The organism is Microvirga sp. RSM25 (assembly GCF_044784385.1).
In the GTDB taxonomy this organism is placed as follows: Bacteria; Pseudomonadota; Alphaproteobacteria; order Rhizobiales; family Beijerinckiaceae; genus Microvirga; species Microvirga tunisiensis.
This window is the reverse complement of record NZ_CP173040.1, coordinates 222959-238525: the sequence shown is the minus strand read 5'-3', so window position 1 is coordinate 238525 and position 15567 is coordinate 222959. Positions and strand designations below refer to the sequence as shown.

Below are 15567 nucleotides of genomic sequence, written 5' to 3'. Positions count from 1 at the left end.
CTGCGAAAAGTTCGCATGCTACTCTCCAAACCTAGGGCAGCTGGAAACAGAGATAGATGGCGGTGAACGCGGATGAAGCGGCAGAGGCGACAAGCAGAAGATCAACGACCGTGCGCGGCCGATAAATCGAAATCTGGTTCAACATAACTTTACCCTAAAATGCGGGTTGAGCGGATGCTCTCCACGTTTGCCCCTACCTCGCTCGATGAACTGAGAAATTGACCGTGAACTTGTGGGCTGCTTGTACGCCTGATAGGCTCTCCTGTTGCAGACAATGTACATACAGCTATTGTGTCTGATCGCTACACTGATCGAGATAAGCTACGGCAAAGCACAAAGGACTATCCGGTTTTCGCTGTCCTGTGCAGCGGAATGTTACGAAGCGCATATCGTTCACTCTTGGCTTACTCAGTGCCCCCTTGCCCTATTATCTCTGGCAAACATCACGTGGCAATTTGGCTCCGGCCCATCATACGAGAGCGGCTGACCGGACTTCGCGGTGCGAATGTGCCTGTCATGCCGGTCGAGGACAGCGATGGCTGCTCGGGCCTCCTTGCGATACCTTTGCTTGAGCCGCTCGGACTCTCGATCCCAGCCCCATCCCTCCTCTTGGATCTCGTAAAGGGCTTGGGCCACGGCTTCGACTTCCTGCAGGTTCATCGTTCGAAATCCCCTTTGATGTTTCGACCGGAGAGCGTCATGTGCGCTCGATCCGGAGTACCGCACCACAAGCGCCTGAGTCATCAATTCTTGTTCCATCCGCAGGGCCTAACCGATGGCAGAGCCGGGCACGACCGACCAGGTCCAAAAGCAATCTCGCGACTAACCAGGCATGAGGCTCCGCCTAAAGCGTACCGACCGTCAGGTAGATCGTACCGGCTATGCCGCTTAGCACCAGAACGAAGTAGAGCGACCGGAGCCCCTTGGATGGTCGGCGTCTGACCCACTGATGCTCATCGACATGCAGAAGATCATCGTCATCCTCTGGGTGCATCACTCATCTCTCCGTTCTGTGCAGGTGCGCGTTGCTGTGACCGCTGACGCGCGATCTCGTAGCACCCGCATGCGATCTGTTCGAGACCGGAGCCGTCGGTTACGGTGATCACACCGCGGTCCTGGCGGGTCAAGCCCGCGGACTGGAGCCCACATGTGACAAGGCTGACGGTCGAGCGTTGCACGCCCAACATGCGGGACAGATGCTCGTGCGTGAACGGCAAGGTCACCTGACCGGCGCGATCCCGCATGGTCAGGATCCAGCGGCAGCAGCGCGCCTCGACCGAGTGGACGATGTTGCAGGCCATCGTCTGCAGAGCCTGCGCCAGCAGGGCCTCGTCGGAGCACAGGACGAGATCCCGCAGGGTCGGCCACTCCTCGAACGCACGATGCAGGACGGCCGTGTCAATGCGGGAGGCAAAGCCGGGGATGTGAACAACATAGCGCCCGAGAGACTGGCGCGTCACAAGCGTGCTGGCCGATCCGACCATTGCCTCAGACCCGAGCACCGCCACCTCGACCGTTCTGCCATCCGGGAGAGCCGTCATAAGTGAGATTATGCCATCATGGGGGAAGTAGATGAACGGCGTGCTCTCATGGGTCTCGTAGAGAACGGTGCCCCTGGGCAGCTCGACCCGCTCAAGGTGTGGCGCAAGCTGCGCGAAGTCGTCCGGCTGCATCGCAGCCAGCAATCGGTTCGTGCGATGGGAAGGCTGGCGAGAGGATAGTGGCATGGCAACACTCCTGAGCCCGCTGGCCATCACGCCTGGCTCGCGGCTTTGCTGCCGAGCGCCGCCTGCACCCCGGCGAGGCGGACGATCGGCACGTGGCAAGGCGAGCAGAACACGGGGACGAGGCTGTCGTTTCGCAGAGCTGGCCGGGTGTGTGCCTGCGCCTTATGACAGTGGCTCATTGCCATGCCGACCGGTTGGGTGTGTTGAAGCCGAGACAGACATGACCGACGCTGTTCCTTAGCAGGAGCATGTCGACTACGGGACTAGGCAGGCGCGCGGTAAAGCCATCAGAGGCGGTAGTCATCACACGCTCCCGGCCATGGCGGGTCATCGTTGCAGCAGCAGGATCATGATCCGATCTGAAAAGGATTCGGTTCGGTAACTCACTTTGCTGACCTCGCGCAAAGAGCGGTCGCCGTTGGGCTCGAGTGTCCCTGATGCGAGGCCGTCCAGAAAGACCAAAGGGGCTCGCTGCGGCCAGGCCGAGCGAGCCCAAGTTTGGGAGGAACGTCCCAGAGGACAGCTCCCCTTCCAGAGGGGAGAAAGGTGGCCGGGACGGAGGCCACCTCCTCCACTGTCAGCGCTACCGACAGGGAGACGGGTGCAGGCCTGTGGCCTGAAATCGAATGCTTTGAGGATCTTCATCCGATATCCTCTTATGCAGTATCCTCGCTTGGCTCCCAGTCAGCGTCGTATCGCAGCCATGGAGTGCACTGAACTGTTACCCAACTCTCATTTCCGCTTCGGAGACGAGATCGGCAGCGATGGCCAACTCCGTCTCGGTGAACTCAAAGCAGCCACAGCTGTCGAGAACCGTACCGGTGGCGTGGGAGCAAACCTCCAGCCAAAAGGACGGTATGTCGCGCAGGTCATCTTTCGGCTGAACGATCTCCGTTAAGCGCACCTCCACAGCACGAAAGCTCGCCAACGTCACGGATCGGACACCGTCCGTCTCATCCGGCGTCACCGCCAGTTGAACGTACGCGCGAAGAACCGCTTGCTCGATGTGGTCGAGGTTGGGATCCTCGGCAGAGACCTGATCTCTGAGTTCCGGCTGTCCTAGGCCATCGATGAACCCAAGCTGGATCCCCATGGTCCTGTTGGAAGGCAGAGACGATCGCCTGTGGGCTGGAAGTGCTCGCATCTTGTGGCCTCATGGCTCCTGCCGGTTCATGTCCATCGCTCTGCACGGCTCAGACTAGACGGCAACAGTCTCGTCCACCGGCGCGAATGGCAGGCCCAGGCTGTCGGCCACCGCCTTGTTGGTCAGACGTCCGCGATGAATGTTCAGGCCCTCGCGCAGGTGGCGGTTGTCGACCACGGCCCGAAGCCCTTTGTTGGCCAGCTCCAGGCCAAACGGGAGCGTCGCGTTGGTGAGGGCATAGCTCGAGGTGAGCGGAACCGCCCCGGGCATGTTGGCGACGCAGTAATGCACAACGCCCTCCACCTCATAGGTGGGATCCGCATGGGTGGTGGCGCGTGAGGTCTCGAAGCAGCCGCCCTGATCAATGGCCACATCCACGATCACAGAGCCGCGGCGCATGTGCCGCAGCATCGCGCGGGTCACCAGCTTGGGGGCGCTGGCGCCCGGCACCAGGACCGCGCCAATGACCACATCGGCAGAGAACACCTCCTGCTCGAGGGTCTCCAGGGTGGAGAAACGGGTGCGGACCCGGCCGGCAAACTGCTCATCGAGCTCCCGCAGGCGCGGGATCGAGCGATCCAGGACCGTCACCTCCGCGCCCAATCCAACAGCCATGCGGGCGGCATGAGTCCCGACCACCCCGCCGCCGATGACCACAACCCGAGCGGGCTGCACCCCCGGGACACCGCCAAGCAGCAATCCGCGCCCACCGGCCGAGCGCTTGAGAGCAGCGCCAGCCGCCTCGATCGAGAGCCGGCCGGCCACCTCGCTCATGGGCGCCAGCAGCGGCAGTCCACCCTTGGCGTCAGTGACCGTTTCATAGGCGATTGCGGTACACCCGGAGGCGAGCAGGCCTTTGGTCTGGTCCGGATCCGGAGCCAGGTGGAGATAGGTGAAGAGGATCTGCTCTTCGCGCAGCTGAACCCACTCGCTGGGCTGCGGCTCCTTGACTTTCACGACCATATCAGCCTGAGCAAAGATCTCGGCCGCGGTCTCGACGACCACGGCTCCGGCTTTGCGGTAGGCCTCGTCCTCGGCGCCGATCCCGGCACCGGCCTTGCTCTCAACCAGGACCGAATGGCCGGCGGCCACGTATTCGCGGACTGCGCCTGGGGTGAGCCCGACCCGGTACTCGTGAGTCTTGATTTCCTTCGGCACTCCAACCCGCATAACAACCTCCTTGGCGCGGCGCCATTGTTAGCAGCCTATCGGGTTTGGTTTTCAGCAAAAACGAGGTGACGATGCATGATTTGTGCTAAGAACCCCCAGATGACGTCGGAAAAGTGCGTCATCCAGCTCGACCATCCTTAAATAGCATGTTTTTCGGAGCTGCCCGCCAGCAGACAAGCAAGCAAGGCGGAACAATTGGACCGGATCGGCCTCTCCAGTACAGCAATCGCGAGGCGTCAGAAGGCTCTCGAGGAGCACGGCATCGTTCAAGTGATCACCCCGTTGATTTGGTCTACCTGAAGTACGTCTTACGTTTCGAAGGTGGACCCGGATGATCTCAACACCTCGATCTGGTGCAAGGGCTCTACTCCTCCGCTGAGCGGCTTGGTTGAGGCTCATGACTGCGCCTCAGCTGAGGCATTTCTATTTTCAAGTTGACAAACTTACATTGTAGGATAGGGCTCCGCAGCCTACGTACTCGACACACGGACGGTGCGCCCTGGCTGAAGGTGGGAAGTGGCCTCGGCTGGGGCGCTTACGTGAGGCCATGCGGCTGGGCAGGCAGGCCGAGACAGGATCGTGCCAAGGCGCAGCAACCTTCTCTTCACCCCTGCATGCCATACCCAAAGCATGACTTCTGCCGACCACAGCCCCTGCCTCGCCAACATAATCTTCGAGCGCATTCTCGCCGGTGTGCAACCGCCTGAGGCGCCGAACACAGCGTTGGCACGCTTTGCCCTGTATTGGCTCATCGTTGACGGGACGAAAGCCGGCACCACCGTCACAACAGCCAAACTTGGGCAGCAGACCCAGATCCGTCCCTCCCGGTTGCTTGCCTTGGCCGAGCGGCTGGAGCCCCTAGGACTGATCACCCGCGAGAGGATCACAGTGAGCCATGGCAAAGGACGCGCCTGGGCCTACCAACCTGTCCTGCCGACGGATCTCACCGCGATTGCCCTCGACCCTGATGAGGCGCAGCACGAACGCGAGAGTTTCATTATGTGTCATCGCGCGGGCGATTATTGAGACGGCTTGGGTGATCTTGAACTGTGCGAGAGCTTTCGCTGGCTATCCAGCCCTATCCGTGATCGCCGATCTTTCAACTATACTCAAGCCGCCTCAGTAGGTCACCATGAAATCGGCCCGCTCTCACATTCTACGATTTCATGGTGCTAGTGCCGTTTCGACCAAGCGCACCCAATAACCAATGCCGTAGGGCAGTGCTTCATCGTTGAAGTCATAGGCTGGGTTGTGCAAGCTGGCCGTCGCGCCATTGCCGAGGTAAATGAACGCGCCAGGCCGCGCCTCAAGCATGTAAGCAAAGTCCTCCGATCCCATCCGCGGCTTCATCCTGTCGTTGACTGACGCAGGGCCCACGAGGCTGCACGCGGCCTTGATCGCCAGGGTCGTTTCCGCAGTGTGATTGAAGGTGACAGGGTCATGTCGACGGTACTTCAACTCGACGTCCGCCCCATAGCCGCGCGCGATGCCCCGGGCGCATGCCAGAATCTGCCGCTCGGCGAAATCCCGCAGGCCGGGAACAAGCGTCCTCACGGTACCTGCCATTTCGACTTGGTCAGGAATGATGTTAAATGCCTCAGCCCCTTTCAACATGGTGACCGAAACTACGAGCGCTTCCAGCGGATCCGTGCTGCGTGATACGAGAGTTTGCAAGCCGACGATGATCTGTGCGGCAATGACCACTGGATCAATCGTTTCTTGTGGCTTGGCAGCATGGCCGCCTTTGCCGGTCACGACCAGGTCAAACTCGTCAAGCGCTGCCAAGATCGGACCATGACAAATTGCAAACTTGCCGACCTCGAGGCCTGGCCCGTTATGCATTCCGAAAACCTGGGAAATGCCGAAACGATCCATAATTCCTTCCTGGACCATTCGGAGACCGCCCAGCGCACCTTCTTCCGCAGGCTGGAAGATCAAGGCCACGGTTCCCTTGAAGTTGCGTGAGCCCGCCAGGTACTTCGCGGCACCCAGCAGCATAGCCGTGTGGCCGTCATGACCGCATGCGTGCATCTTGCCGGGTATCTTCGACGACCATGGCTTGTTCGACGCCTCAACAATCGGCAGAGCGTCCATGTCGGCTCGTAGCCCGATCGTCGGACCGTCTCCGCCTTCGCCCTGGATCAGGGCAACAATGCCGGTCTCAGCGATCCCCGTTTCGATATGATTGATCCCGAATGACGCCAGTTTCTCGGTCACGAACCGCGCTGTGTTGTGTAGCCGGTAGTCGAGCTCAGGATGTTCGTGGAGGTAGCGGCGCCACTCTGTTGCTTCGCGCCGCAGATCGCGAAAGGCTTCAACGCTGTGCATGTCTGCTCCCAACTTCAATCATCACGCACGATTGAGCGTGTGTTGTGTCTAGACCTAAAGCGCCAGTCTCAGATTTGAATCGTCGTACCCACGCCGGTAGAGCTTGCCAGGGAGAAGGCGAGCGTCGCAATAGCGGTGTCCTGGATGCCGGTGCCGGTGAGATCAGCAATTGTAATCTGCTTCGCGCTTGTCCTGCCGGTCTTGAACCCAGCAACAATGTCCCCGAGCTCGACGAACTTTTTCTTCGTCCTCGACCACTCCAGCAGCTAGGGCATGATGAAGTTCGCCAAGGCGTCTCGTTTGCTTAAGACTGTCGGCAACGTACAGATCGGCCCGCGCGATTGCAGCTGGATCGATCTCATTCTTGTGCTCGGCATCTGAGCCCATCGCTGTGATGTGCTGCCCGGGTTCGAGCCATGCCTCACTGATGAGTGGTTCTGCTGCCGGGGTTGTTGTGACTATCACGTGCGAACCGGCGATTGCGCGGCGAGGCTCTGTGTACGCGGTGACAGGAAGTTCCAGTTCCGAGGAGAGCTCTTGTGCGACCTTTTCAGCTTTTTGGTGATTGCGCGCCCATATCCGAGCCTCACGAATAGGACGGACAAGCGCTAGCGCCCGCAATTGCAATCTGGCTTGGACGCCGGCTCCGAAAGCAGTGGCAATCGAGGCATCCGCCGGCGCGAGATACTTTGCTGTCAACGCCCCCGCTGCCGCCGTACGCACATCAGTTAAGTAGCCATTGTCAAGCAGCAGCGCTTGCACCAATCCAGTCCTGCTGGCAAGCAAGACCATCAAGCCACTCGTACTTGGCAGTCCCAGTTTCGGATTATCAAAGTACCCTGGGCTGATCTTTACGGCGAAGCTTTCTCGTCCGGGTATGTAGGCGCTCTTGACGTCAATCTCCCCGCGATGCTCGGGAACGTCAATGCGCATGATCGGAGGCATGACCACCCGTTCAGTGGCAAGTGCAAGAAATGCATCTTCGATACATTGCAACGCATCGAGATCAAGCTGAACGATCTGCCTGAGCTGAGGCTCAGTCAGGATACTCACGTCGACCATTTAAGCAGCCTCCTGATCAGGGTCGGTCATTCCGTTTAAGACCTGCTGGTGCAATTCCATGGCAATGTTCCGGCCTGAGAGGATGACAGCAGTTGGGCCAGTCAAATGCCCGACCTTGCTGGAAAGAAGAGCTGCAATACCCACGGCCCCCGACCCCTCTACAATCTCTCGTTCTTCATGGTAGGCATGTCGAATGCCAGCTGCAATTTCTTCTTCCGTCAGCACGATGAGGTCGTCGAGCAGTTGCTGACACATGTTGAAGGTCCACTTGTTGTCTAAGCCAATGCCGCCGCCGAGCGCGTCGGCAAAGCTACGAAGCTCCTCCACTTGGACCGGGTGCCCGGCATCGAGGCTTGCCTTCATCGCCGCCCCGCGCTCCATGGACACCCCGATAATTTTTGCGTTCGGGCGCAGGCCCTTCACCGCAACGGCAACGCCGGCTGCGAGGCCGCCGCCGGAGACCGGTACCAGTACGGTTTCAACGTTTGGTACCGCCTCTATGATTTCCAGACCGAGCGTACCCTGCCCCGCGATGATGGCCGGATGATCAAACGGTGGGAGCACCACGAGCCCATCCTGCTTTACCAGTCGGTCAACCTCATGCTCCGCTTCATCCTGTGACCGGCCAAGGATGCGAACATCCGCACCCAGGCGCCGGATTTCCGAAACCTTGTTGTCCGGGACGAGGTGTGACATGCAAATCGTTGCCCTGGATCCGGCGGCACGTGCAGCGTAAGCCAGGGCTCGCCCATGGTTGCCGGTTGAAACTGCAACGACACCCCTCGACCTGTCAGCGTCCGGGAGCTGAAGGATTGCATTCGTAGCGCCGCGGAGTTTGAAACTGCCCGTCTTTTGACGATGCTCAAGTTTGAGAACAACCGGAACGTGAAACAGCTTGGAGAGAGAACTTGAAGGTTCCGTGGGAGTGGCGATGATGTGACTGGCGATGCGACTCCTAGCGTCCCGGATCGTTTGTAAATCTATCATCTATTGACCCCTAGTGTCACTTCATCGGTCGGAATAGAGGTATGCAGATGCGGGTGCATGGTCCCTCTGAGCAGCGCAAGTGTGGCTTAGATCGTTTGCGTGAAGTCGGCGTTCTTGGGAGTTCGGCGCGAAAATCAGGCGATTTTAGGCAGCTTGCGCAGGAATTCCACGCGAACCGCCACCTCACAACGGACTTGTTCCGGAGAAACAGCCAGGTTGCAAGGGCCGAATCCGTGTTGTTGCCTCGGAATGATCGAATGGGGTCACCCAGGCTGATGTGAAGCGATGAACTCACGAGGTGGACGCCGGTATTGTGAGGCTGATCATCCGGGAGCGGATAGCCGCAAGCTATGGCAAAGGACGTGCGTGAGCCGACCACCCTGTCCTACCGACGGATCCCGCCTCGATTGCCCTCGGCCGAGAGCAGGATCGCTTGTTCAGATCGGTGATCCCAAGATTAGCCACATAACGTCGTGCCACACCTCTCCAGCACGGCCCGAGACGCGGGCAGGCAGTACTTGAGGGAACTAATCAGAACCTACGCATTTACAGTGAAGGAGTCGGACCCTGCTCTCAGCATGGATCGGGCAGCTCCAACATATGAGCAGGCTGGAATGAGGAGGTCAGCGTCTGGTGGGCCTTGCAGCGTCTCTCCTCGGGCATTGAGCCTGAACCCGACTCGGCGAGGCTATCGCTCGCTTTGATCGGTTCGGCTGACATTTTGGGGGGTGTCACATCGAGTGTTTTCTCAGCTGCATGGGAGAGCTGACGATTAGTCTGGCTCTGGATTCGACCGAGCCCTCGTGCCCTCTCTCGGATAACTGCAAGTGCGGTGCAGACTAAGGAGCTATCGCAATGCGCGCCCCACTTTGGAGCGCTTCCCTCAGGATCCCCAGTTTCATTGCACTGTTCCAATTCGATCAGCAAGGTCACTTTGCTTTGCCCTTGCACTATCGTGTTGGAGCCGGTTTCTCGCCGCGATAATCGTAGAAGCCGCGGCTCGACTTGCGGCCAAGCCAGCCGGCCTCGACATATTTCACGAGAAGCGGGCAGGGTCGGTACTTGGAATCGGCCAAGCCCTCGTAAATGCCCTGCATGATCGAGAGGCAGGTGTCGAGGCCGATGAAGTCGGCCAGCTGCAACGGCCCCATGGGATGGTTCGCGCCTAGCCGCATGGCGGTGTCGATGGCCCCGACCGAGCCCACGCCCTCGTAGAGGGTGTAGATGGCCTCGTTGATCATCGGCAGCAGGATGCGGTGGACGATGAAACCCGGGAAGTCCTCGGCCGCCGTCGACGTCTTGCCGAGCTTGTGGATAAACTCATTGGCCGCCACATAGGTCGCGTCGTCGGTCACGATGCCGCGGATCAGCTCGACAAGCTGCATCATGGGCACCGGGTTCGTGAAGTGGATCCCGATGAACCGCTCCGGCCGGTCGGTGAAGGCGGCCAAGCGCGTGATCGAGATAGACGAGGTGTTTGTGGCAATTAGCGCATCCCGGTGGAGGGACGGGCAGAGACTGGTGAAGATCTTTCGCTTCACCTCCTCGTTCTCGGTCGCCGCCTCGATGACGATGTCGCAGCTGGACAGGTCGTCGTAGGTACGCGCTGGCTGGATCCGTTCCAGCGCCGCCTGCCGGTCGGCCTCGGAGATCACCCTCTTCGAGACCTGGCGTTCTATGTTGGCCTGGATACAGGCCAGGCCAGCGCTGATCCGCTCTTCCGAGAGATCGTTGAGCTGGACGTTAAATCCCGCGAGCGAGCAGACTTGGGCAATGCCGCTGCCCATGTGTCCCGCACCGATTACGCCAACCGTTTTGATGGGAATAATCATCTGGAAACCTCAAGTGTATCGCGGCGTCTGAGTGGCGCGCAGAAATAGCAAGGCAACGAGCTTAGACAGCATGCATGCCCCTCTCGTTGGATGATGCAGGGCCGCTTTTCAGGAGGATGGTGATCCACATACAGCACTCCACTCAGGCGGCTTTTCGTCTGGTCTCGCAAATGAGGCTGACGGCGGTGCTCAGTTCGGACTCGTCGAAGTCGAAGCAGCCGCAGCTATCGAGGGTTGTGCCGGTGGCACGGGAGTAAACCTCAAGCCAAAAGGGAGGGATACAGGGTGACTTGTATCCCGGCCGGGTCAGCTCTGTCAGGCGCACCTCGAGCGATCCAAACCGCGCCAACGTGGCCGTCTTCGCGCCGTTGGCCTGATCCGGCATCGCGGCGAGCTGAACATATGCACGAAGAATGCCAGGTTCGAGCGAGTCGGGATCGAGAGCCATCGCATGAGAGCGCTCTCGAAAGGGCAGTCGGGATTGCGTCATTGATGTGCCCATGGAGTGGAGCCCAGGCCGAAGACGTTTCAATCTCCGGCCGGTGGATCCTGCTGTGCGTCCTTACGCGGCAAGCGGCTCCTTGTCGCATTCGGCGTGGCTCGGGATCTCCAACGCCTGGTGCTGGGCCATGATGCAACGCATAGTGTCGATCACGGCAGCTGGTGATGGATCCTGGAGGATGATATGCCCCTGGGCCGAGACCCCCGTCTGCGAGGCAGCAATCACGGCGGCCCGATGAGGATGATTGTCACGGTACTCATCGGCCAAAATCCAGCCATCGATCAGGCCAGGCAGAGTTGCACGAGTGAAGAGCCAATGGATGGGACGGTGCCAGTCCCTCAGGACGTGGAAGGCCTGCGCGCCGGACGCTGCCGCAACGACATCAAAGTTCCTGTCCCGAAGTCCACGCGCGAGTCTCTCCAGAAACAGCGGGTTGGTATCGACGATGAGGATGCGTTGCTGTTCGGTTGTGCTCATCGCTGCCTCCTGGGGCTAGGTCAGATCGCTGACGCGCCTCGATCGAATGTCCATAGACCCTGTCGCTCATTGACAATCGCCGTTCCGATGTCAGAGCCCCATCACATTTGCAGACCTGTCGACCCTCGGGAGGTTCACGCGACCTATCCTCCGGGTCGAAAGCGCCGATGCAATCTAGTGGCCAATGCGGCCGACGCTTGGGTCCTCGTTGAATGGTGGCATTCCGCCCAACTTGGATGGCCTCTCCGGGGGAGACCCGCATCGTCATCTGCGAGTGCCCCTGGTGCAGCACCGACCCGCCCTCGCCGCGCACCAAGTTCAAGCCCAAGTCAAACTCCCTTTGTCGATCGGGCCGCCGAAGTAGCGTCCATCCGACTGCTGCAATTTAGCCGGAAACGGAGCGCGATTAATTGCAATATGAGACACCAGTTGTCTAATGATCTTCACGAAGGTGGTGTAACATAGGGCGGTGTCGATCCTCGTGAGGAGGTGTGCGATGGAGGACATCGTTTGGCGTCCGGCGCATCTGACACCGGAGCAGATGGAGGAGCGCCGTCTGGCGGCCGCGAGACTGTTGGGGCAGGGCCGGTTCTCCCAGGCCGAGATTGCCCGGCAGCTGGGTGTCAGTCGCGCCAGTGTCTCCCGTTGGGCCGCCACCCTGGCTCAGCAGGGCCGGCGCGGATTGGTCACCCGCGTCCGAACAGGACGAGAGCCCCGGCTCGATGAGGCGGCCTGGGCCCATCTGGGACGGCTTCTGGATCGGGGCGCCATGGCGGCGGGCTTTGCCACCGAGCGCTGGACCCTCCAGCGCATCGCAGCGCTGGTCGAGCGCGAGTTTGGCGTTCACTACCATCCGCGCTATCTGGAGCGGCCGCTGAAGGCTCATGGCTTCAGCGTGCAGCGTCCCGCCACCCGGGCTAAGGAGCGCGACGAGCTCGTGATCGCGGTCTGGCCCAAGCGCGAGTGGGTTGTTTTAAAAAGAAGGCCCAGCGGGAAGGCCGCACGCTCCTTCTTTGGGACGAGACGGGTCACAGCTTCCGGGCCCGACCGGGCACCACCTGGGCGCGGCGTGGGATGACCCCGGTGCTGCGGCGCCTGAGCAAGCGGCGGGAGGTGTCGAGCATCGTGGCGATCACCCCAAACGGGCGGCTGTATGCCCGCCACTTCCGCACCAGCGTCACGAGCCCGACCGTGATCTCGGCCTTGCGGTATTTTCGGCGCAGAATCGGCACGCCGCTGCTGGTGGTCTGGGATCGGCTCAACGCCCATCGATCACAGGTCACCACTGCCTTCATCGCGGCTCATGCGCAGGACTTCGCAATCGCCTACCTGCCGGCCTATGCACCCGAACTCAATCCGGAGGAGCAGTGCAATGCGTTCGTCAAGCGAGCTATGGAGAATGCATTACCCGGATCCGTCGACGACCTGCACCGTCTGGTGCGTCTTGAGTTCGTCCGCCTGCAGCGACGACCCAAGATGATCGTCAGCTTCTTTCGACACGCAGGCCTCTCCGTCACAGGACATTCGTGAAGATCATTAGGATCCTGCAACGTTAGTGTCGATAACGCATAAAATGCGCATGCTTCATGTTTGTCGCCGATGCAGCGATGAAGGCCATAAGGAAGCGTGGGAGGCTTGCCGAGCATCAACGTGGCGGCGCGGATTCTGCCGCGTCGACAGGGGTGGCCCTTTCGCCACCTGCCGATGTCGGTGTGGCTTGGAGATCCCATGCTCCTTCGCCTCCTCTGGCTGCCGTGCGAACTCAGCTAGTCTGATCTCAGGCCGGCCGCCAGGGACAGCGGAGTCGACTGGCTGGGCGGCCATCAGGGCCTCCTTGTCTCGGGACATATGAACCTCACTCTTCATGCGAGTGGGCCTTGGGTCATGGAGCCATTCCGCCGGTGGTTCTGGACCTGCGGATTGCCCAGCCATTCGCACAGCTCGACCAAGCTGCCGAAGTTATGCTCTATCTCCACAAAGGGTGCCGGTCTCCGATCCGGAGGCAACTCCTCCAGCAGTTCTGCGGTCCAGACCGTGTCGGTGCTGCGCACGCCTGATCTGACCACGCTGGCAACGGTGCTGCCAGCCAGAAGCAGGTCGTAGCTGCCCGGAGCAAGTTGAATCAGGCTGTAGGTCATGCGGCACCGCGGTCTTCAGGCTTTTGCGCCGCGATCCTTGCACGAGTCTTCACAAGGACAATCTCGCGGTCTGCTGCAGCAATCAGCGTCAGCCGGCCTTGAGGCCGCGCCATCGCTGCTACCCACTCCAGCCCTGTCTGCGTCAGCCGAATCTGGTAGCCGCCGTGATCGAGAATTTCCAGGATTTGGGAAGTATCAGCATTCATCATGGTACGTTGCGTTTCAATCACCGAGCTCTTCGCCTGCCACCTGGACCTCTCGGCCACAGCGACCCGGATCCTTTCTTGATCGGCCTCGCCAACGCCTCAGGCCGCGATCGAGGTCTGAGGCCCTGCGGAGCGCACGTCGGAATCCACGTGGCCCTCGAAGCGTTTGAAGTTCTCGTTGAACATGTCGATCAGGCGCTTGGCGGTCTCGGCGAACTCCGCCTTGTTCTGCCAGGTCTTGACCGGATACAGGATGTGCGGCTCGACGCCCGGCACCGAGGTCGGCACCGCGAAGCCGAAATACGGGTCGCGGCGGAAATCGGCGCGGGAGAGCGACCCGTCGAGCGCTGCGGTGAGCAGACGGCGGGTGACGCGGATCGGCATGCGCCGGCCCACCCCGTACTTGCCCCCGGTCCAGCCGGTGTTCACCAGCCAGCAATCCACATGGTGCTTGGCGATCAGGTCGCGCAGCAGGTTGCCGTAAACCGACGGATGGCGCGGCATGAAGGGCGCGCCGAAGCAGGTGGAGAAGGTGGCCTCCGGGTCCTTCACGCCCTTTTCCGTGCCGGCCACCTTGGCGGTGTAGCCGGACAGGAAGTGATACATGGCCTCGGCCGGCGTCAGCTTCGCGATGGGCGGCAGCACGCCGAAGGCGTCGCAGGTGAGCATCACGATGTTCTTCGGGATGCCCGCGCGGCCTGTCGCGCTCGCATTGGGGATGAAGTCGAGGGGATAGGCGCAGCGCGTGTTCTCCGTCCTCGAGGCGTCGTCGAAATCGGGGATGCGCGTGGTCGGATCGACGATCACGTTCTCCAGCACGGTGCCGAAGCGCTCGGTGGTGGAGAAGATCTCGGGCTCCGCCTCGCGGGACAGGCGGATGGTCTTGGCGTAGCAGCCGCCCTCGAAGTTGAAGACGCCGTTCGGGGCCCAGCCATGCTCGTCGTCGCCGAGCAGGATGCGGTTCGGATCGTTGGAGAGCGTGGTCTTGCCGGTGCCGGAGAGGCCGAAGAACACCGCCACATCACCCTCCTTGCCCACATTGGCCGAGCAGTGCATGGGCATGACGTTCTGCGAGGGCAGCACGTAGTTGAGATAGGTGAAGACCGACTTCTTCATCTCACCCGCATAGGACGTGCCGCCGATCAGCACGATCTTGCGCTTGAAGTCGCAGGCGATCACCGTCTCCGTGCGGCAGCCGTGGCGGGCGGGATCGGCCTTGAAGGACGGCAGGTCGATGATGGTGAGGCCAGGCACGTAATCGGCGAGCTCGCCCTGCTCGGGACGGATCAGGAGATTGCGGATGAAGAGCGAGTGCCAGGCGAATTCCGTGAAGACCCGCGCCTTGACCCGGTAGGACGGATCGGCGCCGCCGTAGAGGTCCTGCGCGAACAGCTCCTTGCCCTCGGCATGGGCGAGAAAGTCCTGCAGCAGGGTGTCGAAATGGCCGGGGGTGATGGAGCCGTTGTTGTCCCACCAGACGGTGCTTTCCGTAGCCTCGTCGCGCACCACGAACTTGTCCTTGGGCGAGCGGCCCGTATGGATGCCGGTCTCGGCCAGGAGCGCGCCGCCCTTCACGAGCTTGGTCTCAGCCCTCGTCAGGGACTGCTCGTAGAGTGCGGGCGCCTCGAGATTCCAGTAAACGCGTTTGAGATTCCGGAGGCCGAAGGCCTCAGCGCCCTGCGCGCTGTTGAAGACGCCGATATTTTCCACGGAAGAGTCTCCTGATGGGCGTGCACTGCGCCACCAATCTAGGCCTGTTCTGAACTGCACCCATCGATCGGGCAACGATGCTGTGTTTGTCCGAAAATCGGCAAAGCTGCAATAAAAACGTGAGAGTACTGCCGCCAAAATCGCGCGATCAGCAAAGAAAGGAGTGTTCAACACACACGTTTCCCAGGTCCTTCGGCATGCTTCAGGTGCAAGCCTGCAGCTGTCCTGACCTATGGCAGTTGCGAGCATAAGTAGATAGCGGCGGCTGTGGATGATGCGGCAGA

The 15567-nt window shown here is 60.7% G+C and carries 14 protein-coding genes and 1 pseudogene; 3 read left to right on the top strand and 12 right to left on the bottom strand.

Features of this window, described 5'->3' with window-relative positions; genetic code table 11:
- Positions 1-977: 977 nt before the first annotated feature.
- The 3 genes from ACD578_RS27080 to ald all read right to left on the bottom strand — a co-directional run bounded on the left by ACD578_RS27080 (position 978) and on the right by ald (position 4041).
- Positions 978-1727: a Crp/Fnr family transcriptional regulator gene (locus ACD578_RS27080; RefSeq protein WP_404294984.1), complete on the bottom strand. Its 750-nt coding sequence runs from the start codon at positions 1725-1727 to the stop codon at positions 978-980.
- Between the two features lie 721 nt (positions 1728-2448).
- The gene (locus ACD578_RS27075) at positions 2449-2871 is read right to left on the bottom strand and encodes a hypothetical protein (RefSeq protein ID WP_404294983.1); all 423 of its coding nucleotides are present in this window, start codon (positions 2869-2871) and stop codon (positions 2449-2451) included.
- A gap of 54 nt (positions 2872-2925) precedes the next feature.
- The gene (gene ald, locus ACD578_RS27070) at positions 2926-4041 is read right to left on the bottom strand and encodes an alanine dehydrogenase (RefSeq protein ID WP_404294964.1); all 1116 of its coding nucleotides are present in this window, start codon (positions 4039-4041) and stop codon (positions 2926-2928) included.
- 630 nt (positions 4042-4671) lie between these two features.
- Here ald and ACD578_RS27065 point away from each other — a divergent pair.
- Positions 4672-5067: a hypothetical protein gene (locus ACD578_RS27065; RefSeq protein ID WP_404294981.1), complete on the top strand. Its 396-nt coding sequence runs from the start codon at positions 4672-4674 to the stop codon at positions 5065-5067.
- Positions 5068-5205: 138 nt separating this feature from the next.
- Here ACD578_RS27065 and ACD578_RS27060 read toward each other — a convergent pair whose 3' ends face one another.
- From ACD578_RS27060 to ACD578_RS27035, 6 genes and pseudogenes are all read right to left on the bottom strand, one after another.
- Positions 5206-6369, bottom strand: a complete 1164-nt coding sequence (locus tag ACD578_RS27060) for a M20 aminoacylase family protein (protein ID WP_404294979.1) — start codon at positions 6367-6369, stop codon at positions 5206-5208.
- Positions 6370-6437: 68 nt separating this feature from the next.
- Positions 6438-7431 (bottom strand): annotated as a pseudogene (eutC, locus tag ACD578_RS27055) (ectoine utilization protein EutC).
- Positions 7432-8418, bottom strand: coding sequence for a hydroxyectoine utilization dehydratase EutB (gene eutB, locus ACD578_RS27050; protein ID WP_404294978.1), 987 nt, complete (start codon positions 8416-8418; stop codon positions 7432-7434). It abuts the pseudogene before it with no gap.
- Between the two features lie 950 nt (positions 8419-9368).
- Positions 9369-10250: a 3-hydroxybutyryl-CoA dehydrogenase gene (locus ACD578_RS27045; protein WP_404294976.1), complete on the bottom strand. Its 882-nt coding sequence runs from the start codon at positions 10248-10250 to the stop codon at positions 9369-9371.
- A 142-nt stretch (positions 10251-10392) separates the two neighbouring features.
- The gene (locus ACD578_RS27040; protein ID WP_404294974.1) at positions 10393-10698 is read right to left on the bottom strand and encodes a hypothetical protein; all 306 of its coding nucleotides are present in this window, start codon (positions 10696-10698) and stop codon (positions 10393-10395) included.
- A gap of 114 nt (positions 10699-10812) precedes the next feature.
- Positions 10813-11229, bottom strand: coding sequence for a response regulator (locus ACD578_RS27035; RefSeq protein WP_404294973.1), 417 nt, complete (start codon positions 11227-11229; stop codon positions 10813-10815).
- Positions 11230-11725: 496 nt separating this feature from the next.
- Here ACD578_RS27035 and ACD578_RS27030 point away from each other — a divergent pair, with 496 nt between their 5' ends.
- Together ACD578_RS27030 and ACD578_RS27025 are read left to right on the top strand one after the other, a co-directional pair.
- Positions 11726-12307, top strand: a complete 582-nt coding sequence (locus ACD578_RS27030; RefSeq protein ID WP_404294432.1) for a winged helix-turn-helix domain-containing protein — start codon at positions 11726-11728, stop codon at positions 12305-12307.
- A complete protein-coding gene (locus ACD578_RS27025; protein WP_404294435.1) occupies positions 12193-12759 on the top strand; it encodes a transposase in 567 nt (188 codons plus the stop codon). Before ACD578_RS27030 ends, ACD578_RS27025 begins: the two co-directional genes overlap by 115 nt.
- Before the next feature lie 332 nt (positions 12760-13091).
- Here ACD578_RS27025 and ACD578_RS27020 read toward each other — a convergent pair whose 3' ends face one another.
- From ACD578_RS27020 to ACD578_RS27010, 3 genes are all read right to left on the bottom strand, one after another.
- On the bottom strand, positions 13092-13367 hold the full coding sequence (locus tag ACD578_RS27020; RefSeq protein WP_404294971.1) for a hypothetical protein: 276 nt from the start codon (positions 13365-13367) through the stop codon (positions 13092-13094).
- Positions 13364-13597, bottom strand: a complete 234-nt coding sequence (locus ACD578_RS27015) for a hypothetical protein (protein WP_404294969.1) — start codon at positions 13595-13597, stop codon at positions 13364-13366. Before ACD578_RS27015 ends, ACD578_RS27020 begins: the two co-directional genes overlap by 4 nt.
- A gap of 75 nt (positions 13598-13672) precedes the next feature.
- Positions 13673-15283 (bottom strand): phosphoenolpyruvate carboxykinase, encoded by a 1611-nt coding sequence (locus ACD578_RS27010; protein WP_404294968.1) that lies wholly within the window; start codon positions 15281-15283, stop codon positions 13673-13675.
- Positions 15284-15567 lie beyond the last annotated feature (284 nt).

What these genes read in the sequence shown, in the direction of transcription:
- ACD578_RS27080 (WP_404294984.1), bottom strand. Translation starts at nt 1,727, where the DNA reads ATGCCACTATCCTCTCGCCAGCCTTCCCATCGCACGAACCGATTGCTG.
- ACD578_RS27075 (WP_404294983.1), bottom strand. Translation starts at nt 2,871, where the DNA reads ATGCGAGCACTTCCAGCCCACAGGCGATCGTCTCTGCCTTCCAACAGG.
- ald (WP_404294964.1), bottom strand. Translation starts at nt 4,041, where the DNA reads ATGCGGGTTGGAGTGCCGAAGGAAATCAAGACTCACGAGTACCGGGTC.
- ACD578_RS27065 (WP_404294981.1), top strand. Translation starts at nt 4,672, where the DNA reads ATGACTTCTGCCGACCACAGCCCCTGCCTCGCCAACATAATCTTCGAG.
- ACD578_RS27060 (WP_404294979.1), bottom strand. Translation starts at nt 6,369, where the DNA reads ATGCACAGCGTTGAAGCCTTTCGCGATCTGCGGCGCGAAGCAACAGAG.
- eutB (WP_404294978.1), bottom strand. Translation starts at nt 8,418, where the DNA reads ATGATAGATTTACAAACGATCCGGGACGCTAGGAGTCGCATCGCCAGT.
- ACD578_RS27045 (WP_404294976.1), bottom strand. Translation starts at nt 10,250, where the DNA reads ATGATTATTCCCATCAAAACGGTTGGCGTAATCGGTGCGGGACACATG.
- ACD578_RS27040 (WP_404294974.1), bottom strand. Translation starts at nt 10,698, where the DNA reads ATGGCTCTCGATCCCGACTCGCTCGAACCTGGCATTCTTCGTGCATAT.
- ACD578_RS27035 (WP_404294973.1), bottom strand. Translation starts at nt 11,229, where the DNA reads ATGAGCACAACCGAACAGCAACGCATCCTCATCGTCGATACCAACCCG.
- ACD578_RS27030 (WP_404294432.1), top strand. Translation starts at nt 11,726, where the DNA reads ATGGAGGACATCGTTTGGCGTCCGGCGCATCTGACACCGGAGCAGATG.
- ACD578_RS27020 (WP_404294971.1), bottom strand. Translation starts at nt 13,367, where the DNA reads ATGACCTACAGCCTGATTCAACTTGCTCCGGGCAGCTACGACCTGCTT.